The 25,956-nt window shown below is 72.0% G+C and carries 15 protein-coding genes; 11 read left to right on the forward strand and 4 right to left on the reverse strand.

Annotation, left to right across the window (positions count from 1 at the left end; all coding sequences use genetic code 11):
• Positions 1–73 precede the first annotated feature (73 nt).
• The 8 genes from RAN62_RS27075 to RAN62_RS27110 all read left to right on the forward strand — a co-directional run bounded on the left by RAN62_RS27075 (position 74) and on the right by RAN62_RS27110 (position 19,933).
• Entirely contained in the window at positions 74–10,225 is a 10,152-nt protein-coding gene (locus RAN62_RS27075; protein WP_305787598.1) for a DUF8616 domain-containing protein, read from the forward strand.
• 20 nt (positions 10,226–10,245) lie between these two features.
• Positions 10,246–11,253, forward strand: coding sequence for a hypothetical protein (locus RAN62_RS27080; RefSeq protein WP_438874564.1), 1,008 nt, complete (start codon positions 10,246–10,248; stop codon positions 11,251–11,253).
• A 63-nt stretch (positions 11,254–11,316) separates the two neighbouring features.
• Positions 11,317–12,240, forward strand: a complete 924-nt coding sequence (locus tag RAN62_RS27085) for a hypothetical protein (protein ID WP_305787600.1) — start codon at positions 11,317–11,319, stop codon at positions 12,238–12,240.
• Between the two features lie 266 nt (positions 12,241–12,506).
• Positions 12,507–13,598, forward strand: a complete 1,092-nt coding sequence (locus RAN62_RS27090) for an ABC transporter substrate-binding protein (protein ID WP_305787601.1) — start codon at positions 12,507–12,509, stop codon at positions 13,596–13,598.
• A 92-nt stretch (positions 13,599–13,690) separates the two neighbouring features.
• Complete coding sequence (locus tag RAN62_RS27095; RefSeq protein WP_305787602.1) at positions 13,691–16,426, forward strand: AbfB domain-containing protein; 2,736 nt, start codon at positions 13,691–13,693, stop codon at positions 16,424–16,426.
• A gap of 39 nt (positions 16,427–16,465) precedes the next feature.
• Positions 16,466–17,968: a sugar ABC transporter ATP-binding protein gene (locus tag RAN62_RS27100; protein ID WP_305787603.1), complete on the forward strand. Its 1,503-nt coding sequence runs from the start codon at positions 16,466–16,468 to the stop codon at positions 17,966–17,968.
• Complete coding sequence (locus RAN62_RS27105) at positions 17,958–18,920, forward strand: ABC transporter permease (RefSeq protein WP_305787604.1); 963 nt, start codon at positions 17,958–17,960, stop codon at positions 18,918–18,920. The genes RAN62_RS27100 and RAN62_RS27105 overlap by 11 nt, the downstream gene beginning before the upstream one ends.
• Positions 18,917–19,933 carry an ABC transporter permease gene (locus RAN62_RS27110; protein ID WP_305787605.1) on the forward strand — a complete coding sequence of 339 codons (1,017 nt, stop codon included), beginning with the start codon at positions 18,917–18,919 and terminating at the stop codon, positions 19,931–19,933. Before RAN62_RS27105 ends, RAN62_RS27110 begins: the two co-directional genes overlap by 4 nt.
• On the opposite strand, the gene RAN62_RS27115 is transcribed toward RAN62_RS27110, so the two are convergent.
• From RAN62_RS27115 to RAN62_RS27130, 4 genes are read right to left on the reverse strand one after another with little or no spacing between them, the layout of a single operon-like run.
• Positions 19,906–20,655: a hypothetical protein gene (locus RAN62_RS27115; RefSeq protein WP_305787606.1), complete on the reverse strand. Its 750-nt coding sequence runs from the start codon at positions 20,653–20,655 to the stop codon at positions 19,906–19,908. The two genes, RAN62_RS27110 and RAN62_RS27115, sit on opposite strands and share 28 nt — an antisense overlap.
• A gap of 44 nt (positions 20,656–20,699) precedes the next feature.
• Positions 20,700–21,401: an anti-sigma factor family protein gene (locus RAN62_RS27120; RefSeq protein WP_305787607.1), complete on the reverse strand. Its 702-nt coding sequence runs from the start codon at positions 21,399–21,401 to the stop codon at positions 20,700–20,702.
• Entirely contained in the window at positions 21,398–21,919 is a 522-nt protein-coding gene (locus RAN62_RS27125; RefSeq protein ID WP_305787608.1) for a sigma-70 family RNA polymerase sigma factor, read from the reverse strand. Before RAN62_RS27125 ends, RAN62_RS27120 begins: the two co-directional genes overlap by 4 nt.
• A 37-nt stretch (positions 21,920–21,956) precedes the next feature.
• Positions 21,957–23,024 carry a neprosin family prolyl endopeptidase gene (locus RAN62_RS27130; RefSeq protein WP_305787609.1) on the reverse strand — a complete coding sequence of 356 codons (1,068 nt, stop codon included), beginning with the start codon at positions 23,022–23,024 and terminating at the stop codon, positions 21,957–21,959.
• A 320-nt stretch (positions 23,025–23,344) separates the two neighbouring features.
• Here RAN62_RS27130 and RAN62_RS27135 point away from each other — a divergent pair, with 320 nt between their 5' ends.
• From RAN62_RS27135 to RAN62_RS27145, 3 genes are all read left to right on the forward strand, one after another.
• The gene (locus RAN62_RS27135) at positions 23,345–23,818 is read left to right on the forward strand and encodes a cysteine dioxygenase (protein WP_305787610.1); all 474 of its coding nucleotides are present in this window, start codon (positions 23,345–23,347) and stop codon (positions 23,816–23,818) included.
• Positions 23,819–23,850: 32 nt separating this feature from the next.
• Entirely contained in the window at positions 23,851–24,204 is a 354-nt protein-coding gene (locus RAN62_RS27140) for a rhodanese-like domain-containing protein (RefSeq protein ID WP_305787860.1), read from the forward strand.
• 153 nt (positions 24,205–24,357) lie between these two features.
• On the forward strand, positions 24,358–25,956 hold the full coding sequence (locus RAN62_RS27145) for a protein kinase domain-containing protein (RefSeq protein ID WP_305787611.1): 1,599 nt from the start codon (positions 24,358–24,360) through the stop codon (positions 25,954–25,956).

The raw sequence follows: 25,956 nt of genomic DNA on the forward strand, positions 1-25,956 counted from the left end.
TGATGGCCTGGCCAACGTCGCCTTCAATCCGCGCCGCCTCACCCCCGCCGACGCCGGCAAGATGCGCGCCCGCATGGAGAAGCTGTACGGCGACCCCGGCACCACCCTCTTCGACATGGCAGCCAGCACCAACGCCGCCCTGCACGCCAATCCCTTCCCCCAGGCGCCGCAAAACCCGTCGTCCTCCCCGCCGCGCGTAGACACCGTCACACCCGCGGTCGGAACGCCGGCCACCGACACCCGGGCCATGCCCGCCGAATGGCAACAGGCCTACGACGACGCCCCGCCCTACCAGCTCCGCACCGAGCGCTACGTCCCCTCGAAACAGCCCTTCGTCGCCGGCACCCACCAGATGGCCGGCGAGAACACGACCATCAACTTCCGGGTACGCGAGTTCACCGCCCCCGACGGCACACCCGTCCGCGCGTACGACCTCAACCTCGACCTGGTCTCGAAAAACGACGCCGTCACACCGCAGCAACGCCTCGACTACGCACGAGCAGTCCAGAACACCGTCAACGAAATGGTCAACGGCCGCCACACCTTCCCCGACGGCCGCCAACTCCACGTCAACGTCACCTTCAACACCCTCGCCTGGCGCGACGGCATGCTCAACGACTGGCAGGACGACCCCCGCCGCAACCCCCCGATCGAGCTCGTCACCGACCCCACCGCGGACACCCACCAGCACCAGTGGAACACCAACGACAGCGTCGCCGTCGCGGTCCACGAGCTCATGCACTACCTCGGCGACAACGAGGGTTACAAGTCCGACGAACGCCTCCTGCGCACCGAGATCCGCCCCGGTGTCATGGGCCAGGACGTCCGCAAGCTGCCCGTCTCCCGCAGCGAGGCCGACGAGTTCCGGCAACAGAACCGGCCGACGGACTACCTCACCGACGCGGACCTCCGCCTGATGCAGGACGTCGCACAAACCGCAGGCCCCGTACGCGACCCCGCCCCGAAAAGCGCACCCGCCCCGAAAAGCACACCCGCCACCGAGACCACGAGCAGTATGCAGTCGCCGTCCCGCGCACCCCGCGTGGAACCCGACTACGAGCTCGACGACATGTCCCTGCCCATCGGCACAGCGCTCACCACCGACGGCGACGTCGCCGAAGAGATCGGCACAGCCCTGACCACGGAGGGCGACACAGCCGAGCCGGCCCCCCAGCCCCCCGAAGACCGCCTCCCGACGATCCACGAGGAGGAGGAAGAAGAAGACACGATCAACGAGGAGGAGGAGTCCGAACAAGTCCGCGATGAAGAGCCGCCACCACCGGCGAACAACCTCCCCGGCCTCTACTCCCGCCGCCCCGAACTCCTCCGCGACATCGATCTCGACCCCTTCGACGACCCCGACACCCTGATCCGCGACGTCCGCGCCAACACCGTCGCCGCGGTCGACCGGCACGCCCGGGCCACCCACGGCCGCGGCCCCGGCGCGATCGACGTCAGCGAGATCACCCGCGCCCTCAGCGACGAGCCGCAGTCCTTCTTCGACTCCGGCGGCCGCAGCTTCGACGTCCGCGCCGGCCGCTTCGGGCGCCACTACCGCGTGACCGTCGTGCCCGAGTGGGACGCCGCCACGGCGACCGTGCTGCCCAGCTCGCACAAGCCGAAGTACGACACCAAGACCGACGGCGTCACCCAGGCCAAGGAGAAGACGACGGCCGGTCAGGCGCAGACGATCGGCGGCGGCGTCCTGGTGCCCCGGCTGGGCGGGATCGGCGGTGGCGTCAGCGCGGACGTCCAGCTGGCCGAGACGGTCGACGAGCACAGCCGGTCGACCAAACTGCTCAACTCCTCCACCGTACGCAGCGGCGGCGGCTCGCAGGTCGTCAGCGCCCCCACCTCGTTCCGCATCGTCGTCTCGAAGGCCCGCGGTCCCGTGCCCGACCTGTCGAACCCGGGTCCCGCCTGGACGGAAGGCACCCCGGCGACGACCAACACCCGTTTCCGGGCCGTGGACGACATCGCCGGGGCCCAGCCGCGGGACGAGCCGGGCGAGCAGGGGGCGCCGACCATCACGCTGACCGAGCAGACCTCGCTGTTCGTCGAGAACTTCACGCCGGAGCACATCCTCGAGGCGCGGATGGGCAACGACGGGCCGCAGACCCTCAACGGCGTACGCGAAACCCTCCTCAACCGGTTCGCGCCGACCGGCACCACCGACCCGGGCAGCAACGGCGCCGGCCGGTTCCGCGGGATCTTCTCGGACAAGTCGCTGGTCGCCACCGTGATCGGCGCGCTGGAGAACCCGGCCCACCCGGAGCAGATCAACAGCAAGCACGGCCTGGCCGCCCTGTTCCTGGAGCTCGGCGGCACGTTGACCGGGGTCGACGGGCACTCGGACATCGGCAAGTCGACGTTCCGGATGCAGACCGGCGTGACCGAGAGCGCGGCGCGGTCGCAGACCAGCCCGGCCGGCTTCACAGTCAACGTCATCCCGGTCCGGGGCGGCCTGTCCGTCGGCTACGTGCAGCTGCGGGTCATCGGCGGGGTGAGCAAGACGCAGAGCGCCGAGTCGGGGTCGGCGGGTCAGGTGCGGTCCGGCACCGAGTTCAAGGACGTGCCGAACGTGGCGGTGGAGGCCCGCATCCGGCTCGGTGTCTCGTCGACGCTCAACGCCCTGCCCCTCGCCGGCGACCGCCCGCCGCCGGACACGTCGATCGAGCTCGTCGTCTCCGGCCGGATGCCCACGGACAAGGTGCGGCAGCTCTACAGTGCGGCCCCGGCGGCGGCACCGGAAGGCTCGAAGCACGCCCCCTCGTACCTGTCCTACGGCGGGCGCTCGGCGGTCTCGGGCACGACCGGGTACGCCGACCTCCGGCAAGAGGTCACCGATCTGCTCCGGCAGGCGGCTCCGCAGTTTCTCCCCCGCTATGACAAGCCGTCGAAGCGGGGGCGGATGTTCCGGCGCCGGTCGGCGAGCGAGCGCAACAACAACCAGCTCGAGCTCGACAACGTCCTGTCGCCGCTGCGCTTCCGGTCCGATCCGGCCGGGCTCGCCACCACCGGCGTGCCCGCGATCCTCACGCGGACCCGGCCGCACGGCACCGACACCGTCGTGCTGGTCGCGCGCAGCAGTCAGCAGGGCGCCCCGGCCCACCAGGGCATCACGCAGAACGTCGGCGTCCGGGCGGCGACGGCCGGCCGGCGTACGTTCAAGCAGTCCACCGGCATCATGGGCCGCTGGGGTCTCGGCGTCGAGGGCGGCGGCCGGCTCGTCAAGGTGGGCGAGGTCACCGGCATCGTCGTGCCCGGCGGCGCGATCGAGTACTCCGGACAGTACGGCCGCCGGGGCACCACGAAGCTCGCCGGCCAGGAGATGCACCTCCAGGGCGGCACCCAGCACTCGGAGACGTTCACCGGCGACCAGCGGATCACCGTCGACGTGTACGCCTGGAAGCGCCGCTTCGGCTTCGACCCCACCGCCCGTCTCAAGTTCGGCCGCCGCCTCCGCCCCCTGAATGTGACGCCACCGGATGCATCCCGGCTGCAGCGGGTCCGCAAGCTGGTGTGGCACGTCGACAAGGGCGCCGCCACCGACACTCCGGCGCCTCCGCTGCGCCCGCGGCTGCACCCCGCCGACGGCGCCCTCCCCTCCCAGCGCCAGACCCAGCTCGACGCCGGCGGCCTCCGCCAGTGGGTCGACGGTCAGGGCCGGCCGACGGTCGCCCTCAAGCCCGCCGACATCATCTCGGTGCTGGCGATGCCGGGCAGCGAGGGCGTCCTCCAGCTCGCCCAGAACGCGCTGACCGACCTGCAGACCCGCACCGACGCCGAGGGCAACCCGGTCCGCGAGTCGCGCACCCGGCTGCGCGGGGAGCGGGGCACGGCCGGTCTGCGGCCCGGCATGCCCGCCGCCGCCGACCTGTTGAACAGGCTCACCGCGGGTCAGCAGATCGGCATGGTCTCCGGCGCGCTGGCTGATCTCGGGCACATCGACAACCTAACCGACGACTCCGACGGCGTCCGCGTCGACATGGCGCTCGCGCTGGCGCTCACCGATCCGGCGCTGCTGCCCGGCTACACCACCGGCGTCGCGGAGCGTACCTCCGGGGGCGAGGTCGAGGTGGGCAGCTCGCGCACCAAGCACTGGCAGGTCGCCGCGCGCGCGTTCGTCAACGGCCTGGTCCGGCAGAACAGGCAGGAGGGCCAGCCCAGCCGGGTGGCGGCCAGCGCGGGCGCCGCGTACGAACGCCTCCTGCACGCCTCCACCCGCCGCGACGGCGAGACGGTCGCCGGGGCCATCGAGCGCAACATGGTCAACCGCAAGGGCCGCGCCCGGTCGGTGGCCGTGAAGTTCAACCTCAACGCCTCGCTCGGCGCCGACGTCCGCCGCACGCTGGGCCGCACCGCCCCGATCCCGCTGCGCTGGGGCAGCTGGCGCTTCCGGCACCGGTCGATCCAGCGCAACGGCACGATCGACGACGGTCTCGTGGTCGCCGTGACGCCGGCCGCGGCGACGCGGCTCAACCTCTTCCAGCCGTTGCGCGGGGACAACGGCGCGATCGGGGACGGGTGGCAGCCCAGCGGCGCCCGGCCCGACCTGCGGCTGCCGCCGGGGCACAGCGTCGGGCTCGGCCTCTACAACCTCACGGCGGCGCCGGGGCTCAACGACCGGCTGGACACGGCACTGCGCGAGGCGATCCAGCGGCACCGGGACGAGCGGCGGGCGGCCGCGCACGGGTTCCTCGGCCGGATGCGTGACCTGCTGCGCATCGGGCGGCCGGTGACCGCGCTGGAGGCGGCCGAGGCCGGGCTGGACGCGACCGGGCTGCGCAACCCGATCCTCAACGGCCGGCAGCTGCGCCACCTGGCCACCGACCAGGGCGTCGCCCAGCACTTCTCGGCACTGACCGACGGCGGCGCGGCGGCCCTGATCACCCGGCCCAACCTCTTCAGCCGTTCCCCGTACGAGGCCGTGCTCGTCGCCGAGGAGGACGGCGACCCGGAGTTCCTCGGCTTCGTGGCCGACCACGGCGACATCGACGTCAAGGCGACCCTGCGGAACGACACCTCCCGTACGCACCGGACCGCGCACGGCGACGCGGTCGTGGCCTCGGCGGGCGTCGCCGGGCTCGCCAACTCGACCAATGTCGCCGCCGGCCCGGGCGACCGGGTGGGCGCGGGTACGCAGAGCGCGCAGACCGACAGCGACACCTCGAGCACCAGCCGGGTCGCGATCAGCTCCGCCCGCGGCGTCAAGGCGCGGATGCGCTTCCCGATGAAGTTCTCGCTGAAGGTCTATCGGGACGGCAAGCTGCAGGACACCATCGAGGTCGCCCGGGACAGCGTCGAGCAGGAACGCTGGGCCGACGACCTGCGCGCCGCGCCGCAGCAGCCGGAAGCACCTGCCCCGCCGGCGACGTACGAGATCCCGGGAACCGTCCCCCCGGGCTGGACCGAGGCGAACGGCCTGCCCCTCCCCCAGCTCTACACCCCCGAGAACATCGCCCGGCTGGACGTGATCCGGGTCCAGGTCGCCCAGCAGCTCGCCGACGCGGCCCGGCAGCTGTGGCAGCGCACGACCGGCGGCACCGCGCGGTACGCCGGTGAGGGCGGCTTCCCCGAGGCGCACCAGATCCGTCAGCGGCTCACGCCGGAGCTACTGCTGCCGGCCGTCCACGAGCTGTTCTCCGACGCCGGCTTCACGCTGCCCCCGGCGGTCAGCGACCGCATCCTCGGCCGCCGCGCGTCGATCACCGTCAAGCTGACCCCGGAGTCCGCCACGCTGAGCGGGGTCAGCTCCGGCGTCTATCGCGAGCACGCCGGCCTGACGTCCTCCGAGGCCGGATCGTCGCATCAGGACACGAGCCGGGCGCTGCGCGGTCCCGGGCTGTCGGTGACGCAGGCCGGCACCGGGGACCTGCTCGACCCGACCGAGGGCTCCAACCCGGGCGCGCTGAGCAACGACATCATCAGCCAGGCCGAGGGCGCCGAGATCGGCTCGTCGGCCGCGGGGGTGGTCAAGCCGGAGGACCGGTCGGCGCTGCTGGAGTACCAGGCGCGCTCGTCGGTCTCGGTCACCCTGGCCGGGGGCGCGGCGACCACGTCGACGTACTCCAGCGGTCCGAGCGACTCGCTGATCCCGGTGCAGCTGCGGATGGCGCTCAGCGACGCGGAGACCGCGCTCGGGCTGACCGACGGCACCGACCAGCACCGCGACTTCCAGACGGTCGCCCGGCACGAGACGGATCTGGCCGCGGCCGCCGCCCGGTTCGTCACCGCCAACGAGGCGCTGGAGGACGCCCGGATCCAGGGCTTGACGCTGCCGCAGGACAGCGACGCGCGCCGGGCCGTCGAGGACTCGCTCCCCGCGCTGCACCGGGCCCGTGACGAGGCCGGCCAGGCGTGGTGGACCCAGCTCGCCGATCACCATCGGCGCCTGGACGACTTCGCCGCCCGTCATCAGGGCGTCCCGGCCGGCACCGCGCCCGCGCCCCGCTCGCTCTACGAGTCGATCGCCGGGGCGCTGCCGCCCGCGGACGGAGTCACCGCCGACCAGCTCGCCGCCGCGGCGCCGTACCGGACACCGCCGGGTGACCGGGACGCCCGGCTGCAGGCGGCGGCCGACGCGGCGAAGGTCCACTTGGTCGTCCACAACCCGGACGGCACCTCGGAGCAGTTCCGGGCGACCGGCGGGCGGCCGCGCGGCACGCTGAACCTGACCCGCGGCGTGAGCCCGACCGGCGAGATCTCGTACGAAGCCGGCCTGCCCCCGGCGCCCGTCACGCTGCTCGCCCACGACGAGCCGCACCCGCCCGCCCCGACCGGCGCACCAGCGGCGGCCCCGGCCCCGGCACATGTCCCGGGCGGCGGCCTGATCTTCCCGGGCCGCGGCATCCTGGGCCCGCCGCAGCACCCGCCGGTCACGACGGACCGGTACGTGGTCGAGGCCCACGGCAACCGGAACGTCATCTTCTCGGACAGCACCCCGGTCACCCCGGCCGAACTGGCGGCGATCATCCGGGCCGACCCGGAGTGGGGCAGCCGGCCGATCGTGCTCATCGCCTGCGACACCGGCGTCGACAAGGAGAACGGGTTCGCCGCCCAGCTGGCCCGCGAGCTGCCCGGCACCCGCGTTCTCGCCCCGGCCGGGCTCGCCTGGACCGGCAAGCCGGGCTTCGTCACCGTCACGAGCACCCCGGACCACGCGGAGCCGACCTCCGACGACGTCCGCTACTACGAGTTCTTCGTCGCCCCGCACGACCCGGAGCTGCGGGCCGTCGTGCCCGGCCCGTTCTACTTCGACGGGGTCACCCCGCTCGACGCGCCGGCCGATCACGCCCCGCTGGTCTCGACGGTGCAGAGCCTGGGACAGCAGGTGCAGCGTCTGCACGACCGGCGCGCCGGGACGATGAGCGACCTGCACCGCGTCGCCACCGGGGACGACGGTCACCGCGACGCGGCCGACCGGCTCAAGGAGACCGCGAACCGGCTGGAGGAGCAGGTCGATGACGGCCTCGATCCGATCGAGGAACGGCAGTCCGACGCGCGGGACGCGATCGACGAGCTCATCGACCACCCGGCCCTGACCGATGGCGTACGCGACCAGCTGCGCGAGCACCAGGCAGCAGTGAAGGAGTCCTTCGACGCCGCCCGCGCCGCCCGGAAGACGATGCGTGCGCTGTGGCGGGCCGCCGACGAGGCCCGGGACTCCGCCGACATCACGCGCGAGATGCGGACGCAGGCCGCCGACCTGCACACCGCCCTGGAGCCCGCGTGGCAGGGGCTGAAGGCGATCTCCCCGCTGTCCGCGCAGATCGCGAACCTCGTCCCGCTGACCGCCGCGATGCCGCCCGGCGACAGCCGCAGCCACCTGCTGTCGACGTCCCTGCGACAGGCCATCAGTACGGCGAACGAGGCCTATCTGCTCGACAACCGGATGGCGGTGGAACTCAACCAGTACCCGCGCGATTTCCTCCGGTCGGTGGCCGAGCAGGAGCAGGAGGCCGGGCAGCTGCTCGAGGGGGCGAAACAGGCGGAACCAGCCGCGGTCGCCGCGCTCACGACCGCCCGGGACCGCCTCGCCGAGGCCGGCGCCCGGCTCACGACGCTCGAAGCCCTGCTCGACGACGTCGTCGGCCGCCTCGAATCCGCGACCCCGGCCGGGGTCACCCTGCCACCCATCACCCCCGCGCCCCCGGTCCTCACCCTGGACGAAGCCGTGGCCGGGCGGATCGCCGGTACCACGCCCGCCCAGATCCGCGACATCACCGGCGGTGAGACCGGGACGGCCGCTCTCCGGCGGATCGCCGATGCCACCGGTACGGCCCTGCGCGTGCACCGTCCCGGCGGCGGCACCGAGGACATCCGCCCGGTCGGCACCCGCGCCCGGCAGCTGATCGTGCTCGACTCCGATGTGGACCTGGGCAACCCGGCGCAGGTCGTCGCGCACTCGGCGCCGGCGCCGATGCACCTGCCGGGCGGCGGCCTGATCTTCCCAGGCCGCAACCTCGGCCCGCGCTCGCTCGGCGACTCCCCGAGCCAGGTGCCCGACCGCTACTACGTCGTCGGCCACGGCAGCCGGGACGCGATGTCCTCCTTCGACGTCTCACTGTCCCCGGCCGAGGTGGCTGCGCAGATCCGCGCCGACCCGGAGTGGCGCGGGCGGCCGATCCTGCTCGTCGCCTGTCACACCGGCGAGGACCGGGAGAACGGCTTCGCCGCCCGGCTGGCCCGCGAGCTGCCCGGCACCCGGATCTTCGCGCCCGGGGGCATCGGGTGGTACTCCGAGTCGGGGTTCGTCGTCGTGGCCGACCCGCGCCGGCCCGGGGGCGAGCTGCCGCCGGAGAACCGGTTCTACGAGTTCCGGGCCGACCCCGATCACCCGGAACAGCTGACCGTGCACCCGGGCCCGGTCTACTTCGGCCCGGCCACGCCGCTCGACGGCCCGGCCGACCCGGCGCCGGCGCTCCGGACGATCGAGGCGCTGGACCGACCGATCCAGGAGATCCACGACTTCTGGCACGCGGAGCTGGCGGACCTGCACAGCCTGGCCACCGGCGACGACAGCCCGGGCGAGCGGGCCGGCACGCTGTACGGCACAGCCGACGACCTGGACAGCGAGGTCGAGGACGATCTGAATCGCGCCCGGCGCCGGCTGCGGATCGCCCTGGCCGACCTGCCCGACCAGGCCCGGGCGCAGATCGCCGAGACCGCGGCAGCCGTCCGCGCGGCGATCCGGGCCGCCGAGGACGAGCACGAGCGGATCAAGCCCCTGTGGCAGGCCGCGGCGGCCGCCCAGGAGTCCGCCGAGGGCACGGCCGAGCTGCGGGGAGTGGCCGCCGCCCTGTACGCCCGGCTCGACCGCTACTGGCAGCTCGGTCAGGGCATCGACGTCACCAGCCGCGACGCCGTACGGGCGGCCCGGGACGCCGCGACGCTGCCGCCCGGCGACGATCGGGACCGCCTGATCGCCACGGCCTTCCGCGACGTCTTCGGGGCCACCAACGACAACGCCGACATGCACGAGCGGATGGCCGCCGTGCTGGGCCGGGTCGAGCCCCACTTCACCGCGCTGGCCGTCGCCCAGCGCACCAGGACCGGCGACCTCATCAAAGCCGCGGCCGAGCTCGAGGCGGCCGCGGTCGACGCCCACCGGGCCGCCCGGGCGCGGATCGCCGAGGCCGAGGCCGGGCTGACCGCGATCGAGAGACAGGCCGCCCGCAACGCCGCGCTGTCGGCGGCCGGTCCGACCCGGTTCACACTGGCGCCCATCTCCCCGGCGCCCGCGCTGCCGGCGACGGTTCACGCCACTGCCACGACGAGCCGCCCGGCGACCGCGGTGGTCAGCTACGACCCGCAGGGCCGGCCCCGGCTCGCCGTCGCCCGTCACGCGCCCGCGGCCGTGGAGATCCCGGGCGGCCTGGCGCTGCTCGACGACGGCGACGGGCCCGGGTGGGACATGGCCCGGAAACACCAACCGCGCCCCGGCGAGTACGCCGTCTTCGTCGGGGGCCGGCCGGACAGCCCGGAGCGGCTCGTCGAGCGGATCAACGCCGACCCGCGCTCGTACGGCAAGGAGATCGTGCTGGTCGGCGTCGGCGGCGACTATGCCGACCGGCTCGCCGGGCAGCCCGGCATCGGCGCGGTCCGGATCGCATGGATGTCCCCGGCCGGGCGCCTGCTGAGTGCCGGCCCCGGCGCCCGCCTCGGATCCTGGCGCCGCCACGACGAGGGTCAGCGCCCTCACGACGCCGTCCTGACGGCATGACCGCTTCGGGAAAGGGAGTCATGGTCGCCTACGGGGCCGAGTTCCACCGCCTGCTGCTGAAGATCGCCGGGCACGCCCCGGCCGACCGGCTGGTGGCCGCCCGCCGGGCGCTGGCGCGGGACCGGACGGCCGAGACGGCGCTGGCCCTGGGCGACATCATGGCCGCCGCCGGGCTGCCACCCTCCGAAGAGGAGTTCGCCCTGCTCGGCGCCGCGGAACCGGACTCGGTCGAGCCGCTGTCCGACACCCAGCCGGGCGCGTGGCCCGTACCCTCCGTATGGTTCCGGCCCGTCGTGGACGACCGCCCGGACCTGCCGCCGGTGCTGGACCTCACGACCGCCTCCGCGGCGACCGCCGCCGGCCTGACCGATGCCGTCGACCGGACCGCGATCGCGGCGGCGGGCCGGCTGCCCGGCGCCCGCGCGCTGTGGCGGGCCTGGCGCTCCGGGCCCGAGCCGATGCGCGTCTTCCTCCTCGAAGCCGCCCGCCCGGCGGCCGAGCTGCCCACGCTGACCGGTGCCCTGCAGGAGGAGCTGACGGCCGCCGGCCTGCCGCACCCGCTGGTCGAGACGTACGCCCCCGGCGACGAGCTGCCCAGCTATCAGGACCAGGCCCGTGAGGCCGCCGCGCTGCTCTGGACGGCGGAACGGCCGGAGCCCATCGTCGTCGCCCGGGTCTTCGACGGCGCCGACCCGGTCACCGGCCCCTGGTTCGCCCCCGGCCACCCCGTGCTCGCCGGCGCGGAGCGGGATCTGGTGCTGGCCCGGCTGGAGGGTGGTCGCCCGCTGCTGACCACCACGGAACGCGCGGACGATGTCGTGGCGCCGGGGCGGGGCGCGGCGGTGCCGCTCTCCTACCGTACGGACGGCGCCTGGATCTGGACCGACACCGCCGTCTACTACCTGCGCGAACACGGGCTGGCGCCGGACCCCGAGCTGCTCGCCCACTTCCGCGACAAGCCGCCGCTCGAGCCGGATGCGGCGGCTCTCCATCGGGCCCTGGCCACGCTGTTCCCGCTGGACGGGTAAGAACGGGCATCTCCGCCCCGGCGCCGGTCCGCCGCCAGCGCCGTTATGGTCGAATGCTGGGCTATGAGCGACGTGTCCGCCCTGCACTCCACCCTGCTCACCCTCGGCGGCCGGCTGCCGGACGCGGCGCTGGCGGCGGCCCGCCTGACGCTGGCCGAGTCCGGCACGGCGAGCGTCCCGGAGCCCGGCTCGCTGCTGGAGATCGCCTTCACCTTCGTGCCGGCCCTGCCGGACGAGCGTACCTTCGGCCGCAACGTGCCTCCACTGCTCGACCTGGTGGGACGCGAGCTGGGCGACGACGCCGACAAGGCGGCCGTACGCGCGGTGGCCGAGCTGCCCGACGCGGTGGCCCTGTGGCGGGCCTGGCGCCTCGCCCCGCAGTGGGCCGCGGCGACGATCCCGCCCACCCGCGTCTACGTGCTGGAGGCCAACGGGCCGCAGGCGGGGACCACCGCCACGATGATGCGCGAGCTGGAGGCGGCCGGGGTGCAGTGGCCGCAGGTCGAGGTCTACCGCTCCGGCGAGGAGCTGCCCCCGTACGCCCGGCAGGCCCGCAACAGCGGCGCCCTGCTCTGGGTCGAGGGCACCCCGCCGCCGCCCCGCATCGCCCGGGTCTTCGACGTCGTGGACGAGGCCGGCGCCCGTTTCGAGCCCGGGCACGAGCGGCTGACCGGCGACGACCTGGTCCATGTCGCCCGCTATCTGGACGCGGGGGCGCCCGTGCTGGCAACCACCGCCCGGCTCCGCGACGAGGTGGACCCGGCCCGGGGCGAGGTCGTGCCGATGAGCTACCGGACGGACGGCAGCTGGGTGTGGCCCGAGTCGGTGCACTACTACCTGGTCACGCACGGCTTCGCGCCGGAGCCGGAGCTGCTGGCCCGCGCCCGGGCCGCCGGGGCGCTGTTGCCCGCCCCTGACCCGGCCGAGGAGCACCGGGCGCTCGCGCTGCTGTTCCAGTCGGCGGCGTTCGCCCCGGCCGCCGCCTGACGCCGAACCGCACACGTATCGACGCGAGCCTTTGTCGCATTGTGAGCGATAACAAGAATTGATTCGCGACCTGAATTAAGGTCCGCACCTCTCGACAACGCTCTCACCAGCGCATATAAGACGCCCGAACGCCCCGCTGCAACAGCGGGGCGTTCGTTTGTGGTGCCTTGCGCGCGGACCCTTGACAGAAAAAGTTCGAGAGTGCGTGAATGTGTTACGGGATCGTTTCAGGTCGATACCAAGATCATCCTTTGAGGAGCCCCGCCATGAGTGTCCTCTCCGGCCGCTTCAAGCCGGTCGCCGTCGCCTTCGGTGCCACGTTGTTGTTGATCAGTGCCTGCGCCAAGAGCGAGGACGAGCCGGGCAGCGGCACCGCCGCCCCGGCCGACCCGTCCGCCGGCGCGCAGGTCGTCCAGTCGGCGGCGCCCGGCGCCAAGAGCTGCACGCTCGAGCAGTTCGGCGGGCAGAAGATCGACCTCAAGACCGCGAAGATCGGCTTCTCCCAGTCGGAGAAGGAGGCCAACCCGTTCCGCATCGCCGAGACCCAGTCCATCAAGGACGAGGCGGCGAAGCTGGGCATCCCGGCCGCCAACCTGCAGACCACGAACGCCAACTCGCAGTTCAACAAGCAGATCAGCGACGTCGAGCAGATGATCGACTCGGGCGTCCAGCTGCTGGTCATCGCCCCGCTCAACTCCGACGGCTGGGACTCGGTCTTCGCCAAGGCATCGGCCAAGAAGATCCCGATCATCACCATCGACCGGAAGATCAACGCCGAGTCCTGCACCGACTACCTGACCTTCATCGGGTCGGACTTCGAGGAGCAGGGCAAGCGCGCCGCCGACAAGATGGCCGCGGCCCTGGGCAACAAGGGCTCGGTGGCGATCCTGCTCGGCGCGCCCGGCAACAACGTCACCACGCTGCGGACCAAGGGCTTCAAGGACCAGATCGCCAAGGTCGCGCCGGACGTCAAGATCACGTTCGAGCAGACCGGGCAGTTCTCCCGCGAGGAGGGTCAGAAGGTCACCGAGCAGCTGCTGCAGTCCAACTCGGACATCAACGGCATCTACGCGGAGAACGATGAGATGGCCCTCGGCGCCGAGGTCGCCCTCAAGGGCGCCGGCAAGCAGAAGGGCGACGTCAAGATCGTGTCCATCGACGGGACGAAGGGCGCCGTGCAGGGCATCGTCGACGGCTGGATCTACTCGGTGATCGAGAGCAACCCGCGCTTCGGGCCGCTGGCCTTCGAGACCGCCACCAAGTTCTTCAACGGTGAGCCGATCCCCGAGGACATCATCATCAGCGACCGCGAGTACGACGAGTCGACCGCCAAGACCGACATCAACTCCGCCTACTAACAATAGATGTTCGTCTATTGATTGTCGGTGTTCGGACGCGTAACTATGTGTTCAATCCCCCGCTACTCCTGACCCCCCAGAAGGAGAGGCACGTGACCGGACACCGACAGAGGCCCTGGCACCGGCTGCTCGCCGGAGCCGCGGCCGCCCTGACCGCCACGGCCGGCGCACTCATCGCCACCACCGCGCCGGCCGCGGCGTTCGTCCCCAAGACGCCGCCGCTCACCACCCCGTGGACCAGCCAGGTGTCCACGACCAACCCGCTCCCCGAATATCCCCGGCCCCAGCTCACCCGGCCCGACTGGCAGAGCCTCAACGGCATCTGGCAGTTCGCCGGCGCGAGCAACATCAACACTCCGCCCACCGGGCAGACGCTCGGCGAGGAGATCCTGGTCCCGTACCCGATCGAGAGCGCGCTCTCCGGGATCATGCGCCGCCAGGACTACTCCTACTACCGGCGCACCTTCACAGTTCCCGCCGGCTGGTCGGGCCGCAACGTGCAGCTCAACTTCGGCGCCGTCGACTGGCAGTCGAAGGTGTGGGTCAACGGCACGCTGCTCGGCACCCACGAGGGCGGTTACGACAAGTTCTCGTACGACATCACCAGCGCCCTCCGCGCCGGCAGCAACGAGATCATCGTGGGCGTCTGGGACCCGACCGACTCGCAGGACATCCCGGTCGGGAAGCAGCGCATCAACCGGGGCGGCATCTGGTACACCCCGTACTCGGGCATCTGGCAGACCGTCTGGCTCGAGCCGACCAACGCCGCCCGGATCACCCGCCTCGACACGACCCCGAACACCACCGGGCTCGACCTGGTCGTGCAGGCCGCCAACGCCTCGGGCCAGTCGGTCACCGCGCAGGTGCTCACCAACGGCACCGTGGTCGGCACGGCGACGGGCACGGTCGGTTCGTCGATAAGGGTCAATGTCACCAACCCGCACCTCTGGACCCCCGACGACCCCTTCCTGTACGACCTCCGCGTCACCCTCAGCAGCGGTGACACGGTCGGCGGCTACACGGGTCTACGCTCGGTCGGCAAGGCCGTGCTCGGCGGGGTCCTGCGCCCGACGCTCAACGGCAAGTTCGTCTATCAGCTCGGCACCCTCGACCAGGGCTACTGGCCCGACGGGGTGTCGACGGCGCCCACCGACGCGGCCCTGCGCTTCGACCTGGAGCAGCAGAAGGCGCTCGGCTTCAACATGGTCCGCAAGCACATCAAGGTCGAGAGCGACCGCTGGTTCTACTGGGCCGACCGGCTCGGGCTGATGGTGTGGCAGGACATGCCGGCGCTGGCGAGCGGCAAGGAGCCTTCGACGGCCGGGCGCACCCGCTTCGAGAAGGAGCTCAAGGAGCTGATCGACGAGCACAAGGGCATCACGTCGATCGTCCAGTGGGTGCCGTTCAACGAGGGCTGGGGCGAGTACGACGCCGGCCGCATCGCCGACCTCGTCAAGAGCTGGGACCCGACGCGGCTGGTCAACCACAACTCCGGCTCCAACTGCTGCGACTCCGACCCCGACCCGGGCAACGGCGACGTGATCGACGACCACCTGTACGTCGGCCCGGGCATCTCCCGCGCGCCGTCGGCCACCCGCATCGCGGTCAACGGCGAGTACGGCGGTCTCGGCCTGCGCACCTCCCACGAGTTCCCGACCAGCGGCAAGTTCGCGTACGAGTGGCTGCCCGACAGCACGGCCCTCACCAACCGTTACCTCCAGATCACGAGCCGGCTGATCGACCTGATCAACGGCAACGGCCTGTCGGGTTCCGTCTACACCGAGCCGACGGACGTGGAGGAGGAGCTCAACGGCTTCTTCACGTACGACCGGCAGGTCCAGAAGATGGACTTCGCCCGCGTCCGCGCCCTCCACCAGCAGATCCTGGGCGCGGCGAACGGCACGACGCTCCCGGTCAACAAGCTCGCCAGCCTGCGCGTGACTACGCCCGGTTACACCGACCGCTACCTGCGGCACCAGGACGGCGCGGCGCGTACCGATGTCATCAGCGGCACGACGGCTCGCCAGGACGCGACGTTCTGGGTGCGGCCGGGGCTCAGCAACAGCTCTTGCTACTCCTTCGAGTCGCGCAACTTCCCGGGCCGCTACCTGCGGCACCGCAACAACCGGGTCTACAGCGAGGCCAGCACCGGCGGCACGTTCAACGCCGACGCGACCTTCTGCGCCCGGCCCGGCCTCTCCGGCGGCGGCACCTCGCTCGAGTCGGTCAACCTGCCCGGCTCCTACCTGCGGCACCGCAACTCGGAGGTCTGGGTCGAGGCGAGCACCGGCGGCTCGTTCACCAACGACGCCACCTGGGCGGTCTCCCCGGCGCTGTGGAAGAGCGGCGCCGACCTGACCGTGGGCCAGAACCGGTCCTTCCGGGTCACCACGGCCGGCTTCGACACCCGTTACCTGCGGCATCGGGACGGCCTGGCCCGCACGGACGTCATCACCACGGCCAGCGCGGCCACCGACCGGCAGGACGCCACCTTCACCGTACGGGCGGGGCTCGCCAACGACAGCTGCTTCTCGTTCGAGTCGGTCAACTACCCCGGCCAGTACCTGCGGCACGCCAACTACCGGCTGCAGAAGGCCACCAACGACGGGACGACGACGTTCCAGCAGGACGCCACGTTCTGCGCCCAGCCGGCCCTGAACGGCGGCAGCGGCAACCTGTCGCTGGAGTCGTTCAACTACCCCGGCTACTTCTGGCGGCACTACTCCGAGGCCGTCTACATCGCCACCAACGGCGGTGGCAACACGTGGGACTCGGCGAGCAGCTTCGCCGCGGACGCCACTTGGAACAACGCCGCACCACTGGGCTGAGCACAAAGGGGAACCATGGCGTTACTTGAGGTTGCCGGGGTGAGCAAGGTGTTTCCGGGGGTGCGCGCGCTCGACGGCGTCTCCTTCACCTTGCAGCCCGGCGAGGTGCATGCGCTGGTCGGGGAGAACGGCGCCGGGAAGTCGACCTTGATCAAGGTGCTGACCGGCGTCTACACCCCGGACGAGGGCGAGGTGCGCTATCAGGACCGGCCGGTCCGGTTCGGCACCCCGATGGACGCCCAGCGGGCCGGCATCTCGACCATCTATCAGGAGGTCAACCTCGTCCCCTTGATGAGCGTGGCGCACAACCTGTTCCTGGGCCGCGAGCCCAGGAACAGGTTCGGCCTCGTCGACGGGAAGCGGATGGCCGCCGAAGCGCACGAGGTGCTGCGCCAGTACGGGGTCACGGCCGACGTGCGCCGGCCGCTGGGCACGCTGGCCCTCGGCGCGCAGCAGATGGTCGCCCTGGCCCGCGCGGTCATGATCGACGCCAGGGTCGTCATCATGGACGAGCCCACGTCGTCGCTCGAGCCGCGCGAGGTGGAGACCCTCTTCGGCGTGATCGATGACCTGCACTCGCGGGGCATCGGCATCGTCTACGTCAGCCACCGCATGGACGAGCTCTACCGGATCTGCGACGCCGTCACGATCCTGCGCGACGGCAAGCTGGTGCACACCGGCAAGCTCGCCGACCTCGACCGGCTGCGGCTGGTGTCCTTGATGCTCGGCCGCGACATGTCGGCGGTCCGGAAGGAAGGCTTCACCGGGTTCACCGGCGAGAGCAACGCTTCCGGGGCGCCCGTCCTGCGAGCCGAGAAGCTGTCCAGCCGGCACCGCCTGCATGACGTCAGTCTGGAGGTCCGGCCGGGCGAAGTCGTCGGGCTCGGCGGGCTGCTCGGCGCCGGTCGCAGCGAGACGATCAAGGCCATCGGCGGCGCGTTCCCGCTGGACAGCGGGGACATCACGGTGGCCGGGGACAAGCTCGGCAAGCCGACCCCGGTCAAGGCCCTGAAGGCGGGCATCGCCACGCAGCCCGAGGACCGCAAGGCCGAGGGCATCGTGGCCGGCCTGTCCGTACGGGAGAACATCGCGCTCGCCGTCCTCCCCCGCACCTCCCGGCTCGGCCTGGTCTCCGACCGGAAGATCGACAAGATCGTCGAGACGTTCATGACCCGGCTGCGGATCAAGGCGTCCGGGCCGGACCAGCTGGTCGGCGATCTCTCCGGCGGCAACCAGCAGAAGGTGCTGCTGGCCCGCCTGCTCGCCACCGGGCCCAAGGTGCTGCTGCTCGACGAGCCCACCCGCGGCATCGACGTCGGCGCGAAGGCCGAGGTGCAGGCGCTCATCGACGAGCTCGCCGCCGAGGGGCTGGGCGTCGTCCTGGTCTCCTCCGACGCCGAGGAGCTGGTCGAGGGCTCGGACCGGGTCGTGGTGCTGCGCGACGGCGCCGTGGTCGGCGAGCTGCGCGGCGACGACGTGACCACCGAGGCCCTGCTCGAGACCATCGCCGCGGCTGCCGACGGAGACCACGATGACCACTGAGACCCTGAAACCCGCCCTCGACCTGACCCGGCTCAAGGCCTGGCTGCCCAAGTACGGCGTCTACGCGGCGATCCTCGTGCTGATCGTCTACAACATCGCCTTCACCCCGAACTTCCTGACCCTCGGCAACCTGCGCATCCAGCTGATCCAGGTCGCGCCGATCGTGATCGTGGCGCTCGGCATGGCGCTCGTGATCGGCACCGAGGGCATCGACCTGTCCGTGGGCTCGGTCATGGCCCTCGCCGCCGCGCTCATCCCCCTCTACCTGGGGTACGGAGTGGTCGGCGCCATCGCAGTGTCGCTGCTCGCGGGCGTCGCCGTCGGGCTGGTCAACGGCCTGCTCGTGGCGCGCGTCGGGCTGCAGCCCATCGTGGCGACGCTCGCGCTCTTCGTCGGCGGGCGCGGTCTGGCCCTGGTCATCTCGGGCGGGCAGCTCAAGGACGTCCGCAACGACGACCTGGTGTTCCTCGGCTCCGGGGACCTGCTGGGCGTACCGGTGCTGGTGTGGATCGCCGCCGCCCTCGTGCTCGTGGTGGCCTTCGTCGTCCGGCGCACGGTCTTCGGTCGCCGGCTGCTCGCGATCGGCGGCAACCGGCCCGCGGCCCAGCTCGCCGGCGTCCCCGTGCAGCGGGTGCTCATCGGCGTCTACATCCTGTGCGCGGTGCTCGCCTCGATCGCCGGGCTGCTCGCCGTGGCCCGCATCCAGTCCAGCGACGCCTCCTCGGTGGGCCTGCTCATCGAGCTCTCCGCGATCACCGCCGTGGTGGTCGGCGGCACCCCGCTCACCGGCGGCAAGGTCCGGGTCCTGGGCACGGTCGCCGGCGCCCTGCTCATGCAGCTCGTCGTCGCCACCATGATCAAGCACAATCTGCAGCCGTCCACGACCGAGATGGTCCAGGCCGTGATCATCCTCGTCGCCGTGTACGCCGCCCGGGAGAGGAAGTCCCGATGACCATGTCACCGTCGCTGGAGAAAACACCCACCGCTGTCGTCGCCGCGGACGAGCGCCGGGCCGAGCGCACCGACCGGATCGTCGGACTGGTCCAGCGGCAGGGCGCGCTCGCGGTCCTCGTGGTCGTCGTCATCGTGGCGGCCGCCTCGTTCCCGAACTTCCGCAGCTACGACAACGCCGCCACGATCCTGGTCGCCGCGGCGCCCCCGGCCCTCATCGCGCTGGGCATGACCTTCGTGATCATCACGGGCGGGATCGACCTGTCGGTCGGGTCGCTGTACGTGCTCGGGGGCGTCGTCTCGGCGTACGCGTCGCAGTGGGGCTGGATCTTCGCCTTTCTCGCCCCGCTGGCGGTGTGCGGGCTCATCGGCGTGATCAATGGACTGCTCATCGCGTACACCCGGATGGCGCCCTTCATCGTCACGCTCGCCGCGCTGCTCGGCGCCCGGGGCCTGATGCGCGCCCTGAGCGACGAGGGCTCGACCACCTATCTGGTCGGCAGCGACGCGTTCCGCTCCTTCGGCACCGGGTCCTTCCTCGGGCTCGGCTACCCGGTGTGGCTGGTGATCGTCGTCTTCCTCCTGGGCATGGTGCTGCTGGGCCGGACCCGCTTCGGGCACGCCGTCTACGCGGTGGGCGGCAGCGAGGACGCCGCGGCGCTGATGGGCGTGGCGGTCAGGCGTACGAAAGTCTGGGTCTATGTGTTGTCGGGTCTGCTCGCGGGTCTGGCCGGGGCGATCAACGCGGCCAAGCTCGGCTCCGGCGTCACCGTCCTCGGCGAGGGCATGGAGCTGGACGCCATCGCCGCGGTCGTCATCGGCGGCACGCTGCTCACGGGCGGCGCGGGCACGCTGGCCGGCACCATCGCCGGCGTCCTGCTCCTCGGCGTCATCCAGAACATGATCAACCAGGTCGGCAACCTGCCGAGCAGCTACCAGCAGGTCATCAGCGGCGCCTTCCTCGCCGTGGTCGTCGTCGCCCAGACCTACCTCGTCAAGGCACGGCGACGATGAAGGGCTCGACCGTCAGATAGCCGGGACCGACCGGATAGAGCGCCGCGCGCACTGTCCGGTCGTCCTGCCACGCCAGCGCGGCGGCCATCCGATCGAACTTCGCCCCCCAGCTCCTCTGCGGTCCCGGTCAGCGCCAGCTCCATCAGCTTTTGTCCGTCGGCCACGCGGAGCACGACCACCCGGCGGCCCCGATCATTTTCTTCCGCGACCGCGAGCTTGCTGCCGTCCGGTGACCACCGCAGCGCCAGGATCTTCGTGCACCCGTCGGCGTCCCGGCGCAGGCTTGCCGCCAGCAGGTAGGCGTTCCCCGTGCTGCTGGCGACCTCGATGCCGCACAGATCGAACACATAGTCCTGGGCCGGCCGACGGCCGATCGCGTCGGCCGCCGCGGCCATCGTGCCGCCGGTGCTGGTCTTCAGGATCCGCCGCTCGGCCCCGGTGGCGAGCTCGTGGGCGAACAGCGAGTCCCCACGCTGGAAGAAGGCCGTGGTCTCGCTGGCCGCGGTGAGCGTGACCTTCTTCCCGTTCGCGTGGAGGTCACGCCGCAGCCGCACCTGGCCGTCCGGCCCGGCGACCACGAGCTCCGGCCCGCTTCCCCGCGGTACCGGGCCGAGCAGGACGACGCCGCCGTCGGGCAGGGCGGACACCTGCTCGGACTCGCTTACCCGCACCAGGTAGAAGCTCTCGAAGCCGTCGGCTTCCGTCTCCCCGGGCCGCGACACGACCGTCGCCGAAGCATCCATGCCCGGTACACGCCGCCGGGCCCCTAGTAAAGGTAGGCCGTTCCGAGGACGTGCCCGGCTGTGTCGGCGACCTCGATCTCGGCGACGCTGGTGAGCTGGATCGAGCTGGCCCCGGTCACCTTGGCGTTGCCGCTCGGGGTGGGGCCCCAGATCGCCGCCTGCTCGACCTGCCCGCCCCGGTTGCGGACGTGGCAGACGAAGGGTCCGCTGCCGGCGAGCTGCTGGACGGCCAGGTCGACGGAGACGCCCCACGTCTTGCCGGTGAGGACGGCCTCGCCCGTGAGGCCGCTGCCGTCCGCCGAGTGGAAGGCGGCGACGAGGCGGGGCTGGGCGGGGCTGGATCGGGCCAGGGGCGGCGGGGTTTGCGTACCGTTGTCGTGGTTGAGCACGAGGACGCCGGAGACCGCGGCAATCAGCAGGACCGCCGCGGCGACCGCGAGCCTCCGGGCCGTGGCCCGGCGGCGGTCCCGGGCCCGCTCCCCGCGCATGCGCCCCAGCAGGGCCTCGACCCGGTCGGGGGTGGGTCGCGCACCCGGCGGCACGACGGGGTTCGGCTGCGGAAGGGTGCGCAGCAGCTCCGGCACGGGCGCCAGCTGGTCCAGCTCGGCCCGGCACTCGTCGCAGGTCAGCAGGTGCACGTCGAGCCGTTCGGTGTCCGCGTCGCCGAGACCGCCGAGCAGATAGCCGCCGAGCAGGCGGCGCAGCTCGTCGTGGCCCGCGGTCATCGCAGCACTCCCATTTCCTCGAAGACCCGCCGCAGCGCCCGGACGGCGTAGTAGGCGCGCGACTTGACCGTGCCCTCGGGCACCGCGAGGCTGCGGGCGGCGTCCGCGACGCTCTGCCCGTCGTAGTACATGGCCTGGACGACGGCGCGGTGGTCGGCGGAGAGCCGTTCGAGCGCCTCGGCGACCAGCCAGCCCTCGACCAGCTGGTCGACGGTGTCGGCGGAGGCCACGGTCTGCACGGCCTGCTCGTCCATCACCAGCTTCGGGCGGCGCTGCTCGGCCCGCCAGGCGTTGGTGACCACGTTGCGGGCGATGGTGAGCAGGTAGGAGCGGGTGCGGCCGGGCTCCGGGTCGAGGTGGTCGATGTGCTTCCAGGCCCGCAGCAGCGTCTCCTGGACGAGGTCCTCGGCGCGGTGCCGGTCCTGCACATAGCGGGAGACGAAGCCGAGCAGCACCGAGTAGTGCTCGGTGTAGAGCGCGGTCATCAGCTCCTCGTCGGCGCCCGCTCGTCGTCGCATGCCCTGGTGTACCCCACGAAGCGGTTGTCGGTTCAACCTATTCTTCGGCTTCTTCGTCGTCCTCCTCGCCGCACCACCCCTTGCCGCCGAATCCGAACGTACGGTCGCTGCGCCAGTCCACGCTGTAATAGGGGCTCGTGGCCTTCAGGGTGGCCTTGGGCTCGGGGCCGTTGATCATCGAGATCGTGCCGATGCGGGCGGCCCAATCCTCCTTGGCCGGGAGGCCGTTCCCCATCTGCGTGCACGGCTTCTCGCTCGACGCCGCCACCTCACCGAACCACTGGGTCAGGCCGCCCCGGGTGTAGGTGCCGTCCCACAGCTTGTCGGGGAAGTAGCCGATCCACTCGGAGTTGTAGGCGACCCACCACACGCCGCTCGCGTGCTGGATGCCGAACCGCTTCTGCCCCTCGACGGGCAGCGTGTCGCCCGGCTTGACCGTCTTGCTGTACTGCACGAAGCCACAGGCGTTGTAGCAGCCCGCCACGCCGTTCTGCCACGAGAAGACGAACAGGTGCGGATCGGCGTCGCCGTTGACCCCGCGGTCGACGGTCCAGCCGATCTCCACGATCTGCTTGCCGTCCTCGGACTGCAGCGCGATCTCCGCCAGCGAGTGGTAGTCCTCCTCCGCCAGCTCCGGCTTGGCGATGTGGATGTTGGCCCAGGAGCCGTCGGTCGCGCCGACCTGCTTGCCGTACGCGTAGTGGTAGAACACCTCCCGCTGGGCCTTCGGCTCGGCCGACGGCGGCGCGGGGGGTTGCACGTCCGTACGCTCCTCGCGCAGCGGCCCGTTCTTGGAGTTCTTGCCCTTCGGCCCGAACTCGGGCACCGGCAGCAGCGAGCCGCTCCGGTCGGCGGGCGCGGCGTCAGCCCCGGCGGCTGCGACGGCCTTGCTGGTCGCGCCGGGCTTGCCCCGCTTGAGCTTCGACGGCTTGACCCCCCAGGGCAGAAGCGCCGGGGGTACGGGCGCCGCGTCGACGATCGGCGCGGAGACGGACGGTACGGGCGGCTCGGCGGCGCTGGCGTTCAGGGTCCACACGACTCCGGTGGCGCCGACCACGGCGGCGGCCAGACCGGCGGCGAGCAGGCCGCGGCGATTGTTCGGCACGGGTGCGTCCTCTTGAGGTCGGGGGGAGTCGCCAGAGGGGCCGGCGAACAGGCGTCGCAGACGATATAACGGTCTGAATACCCGTGGCTCCGCTGCGAGGTCGTTTCCACCGGAACGGTGAACCGGGCAGGCCGATCTTACGAGCCCGACCGGGCCAAATCGAACTGCGAGTAGCCGTCACGTCGCTCTCGGCGAAAGAGCCGAGTGCGCGGCGACTCTTTCCCTCGATCTTTTTCCGCGCGTCTTCACACCCACGCCACAATCATGCGGTAAACCTATAGAACTGATAGGCAATGTATGCGAAGCGAGGAGATACGACCGTGACGACCGTCGACCTGCGCCTGGACCACCTCAGCATCGCCCGTGAGTTCGCGGCGGACGTCGCCTCCTGGCGCGTCACGCCTCAGTTCAACGCGGCCGAACGCTGGTACGACCGGCTCGCGGAGGAGCCCGACCACGAGGTGTGGCTGCTCACGTGGCTGCCCGGGCAGGGCACCGAGCTGCACGACCACGGCGGCTCGGCGGGCGCGTTCCACGTCTTCTCCGGCACGCTGACCGAGGAGACCGTCGCCGTGCGCCCCGACGGGCCGCCGCGCGTCTCCGTCCGCGAGCTCGGCGAGGGCGCGGGCCGCCGCTTCGGCACCCGGCACATCCATCGCATGACCAACCGCACCAACACCCCGGCGATCAGCATCCACGCGTACGGGCCGGCGCTGACCACCATGACCAAATACCGCATCGGCGCCGCGGGGCTCGACGTGGTGACCGTCGAGCGCGCCGGAGCCCAGTGGTGACCGCCCCCGCCGGATCCCTGGGAATCGACGAGATGCTGAGCGCGGCCCGGGGCCGGCTGCGCCGCCTCGACCCGCACGAGACCCGCCGGGCGGTGGCCGGCGGCGCGGTTCTCGTGGACATCCGCCCGGCCGCCCAGCGCGCCGAGCACGGCGAAATCCCGGGCGCCATCGTCATCGAGCGCAACGTCCTGGAGTGGCGCCTCGATCCGCGCAGCGACGCCCGCCTCTCCTTCACCCGTTACGACCTCGACGTGATCGTCACCTGCCAGGAGGGCTACACCAGCAGCCTGGCCGCCGCCGCCCTGCAGGACCTCGGGCTGCACCGCGCCACCGACCTCGCCGGCGGCTTCCGCGCCTGGCAGGAGGCCGGCCTCCCCACGATCTGACACTCCACAGTGACTCGCCGTGTGGTTTCCCCGCCGAAGATGACCGGCGGGTGACGATCGCGCACCAAAACACCCCGGCCCCCGGCCGATATTTGCGGAACTCACCGGTAACCAGAACGATCGATGAGGAAGATCGTTCGAGGGAGTTGATGAGTGGACACCGCGTACCGCGTGAGTCCGCTGCGTCTGCAGGACCCCACCCGGCTGGGCGACTATGCCCTCGTGGGGCTCCTGGGCCTGGGGGGCATGGGCGCGGTCTATCTGGCGAGGAACCCGGAGGGCCGGTTCGTCGCGATCAAGCTCATCCATCCAACCCTCGCCGCGGATCCCGAGTTCAGCGGCCGGTTCCGCAGCGAGGTCGAGCGCGCCCGGCAGGTGCCGTCGTTCTGCACGGCCGAGTTCCTCGGCGCCGACCTCGCCCACGACCCGCCCTACCTCGTCGTCGAATACGTCGACGGGCCCACCCTGGCCGAGGTCGTCGACGAGCAGGGGCCGGTGCGCGGCGGGGCCCTGCACTCGCTCGCGGCCGGCATCGCCACGGCGCTGACCGGCATCCACGGCGCCGGCGTGATCCACCGCGACCTCAAGCCCGACAACGTGCTGCTCCCACCGGGCAGCCCCAAGGTCATCGACTTCGGCATCGCCCGGCCGTTCGAGATCACCAGCCGCCACACGCGTACGGACAACATGGTCGGCACGGTCGCCTACATGGCGCCGGAACGCTTCTCCGCCGACCCGGACACCCCGATCACGCCGGCCGCCGACATCTTCGCGTGGGGCTGCGTGGTCACGTACGCGGGCACCGGCCGCACCCCCTTCCACGCCGACTCCCCGCCGGCCACCGCGGCGCGCATCCTCACCCAGCCGCCGCACCTCGACGGCCTGCCCGAGAGCCTGCGCGGCCCGGTCGAGCTGGCCCTGGCCAAGGACCCGGCCGACCGCCCGACCGCCCCGGCCCTGCTGGCCATGCTGATCGGCGAGCAGCCGGTTCCCACTCCCCGCGTCATTGAAGAACCCGCGGTCGAGACCCCGGCGCCGCCGCTCAAGGGCCGCGCCCTGCCTTTGGTCCTGGCGGCCCTGCTCCTCGTCGCCGTCCTCACCATCGTCGGCCTGGTCACCACCAGCGGCGACGATCCCGCCCAGCAGCAACAGCAGACCGTCGCCCTGCCCTCCGCCGTGCAGACCCCGCCGCCGAGCTCCCGCCCGTCCCGGCCCGACAAGGCCGCCGACGCGCCGCGCCCCGCCGGCTCCCCCCGCACCGAGCAGCAGGCCCTGCCCTCCCCCGCCCCGAGCCGCTCGAAGAAGCCGTCCCCATCGGCCGCCCCGAGCACGAGCGCCGCCGCCCCCAAGGCCAAGACCAACCCGTCCGGCCGCAACCTCGCCCTGGGCCGCCCCGTCGAAGCCTCCAGCCTCGAAGGCGACCCCTGGTCCGCCGCCGGCGCCGTCGACGGCGACTCGACCACCCGCTGGAGCAGCGCCTTCAGCGACCCCCAATGGCTCCGCGTCGACCTCGGCGCCCGCTACCAGATCAGCCAGGTCGTCCTCCGCTGGGAGAACAGCCACGCCACCCACTACCGCGTCGAACTCTCCAACGACGCCAAGGAATGGACCACGGTCTACTCCACCGTCAGCAGCGCCGGCGGCGTCGCCACCATCCCCGTCGAAAAGGTCCCGGGACGCTACGTCCGCCTGTACGGCACAGAACGCTCCACCCAGTACGGCTACAGCCTCTGGGAGTTCGAAGTCCGCTAG

This window comes from Symbioplanes lichenis, from assembly GCF_030709675.1.
GTDB classification, from domain to species: Bacteria; Actinomycetota; Actinomycetes; order Mycobacteriales; family Micromonosporaceae; genus Actinoplanes; species Actinoplanes lichenis.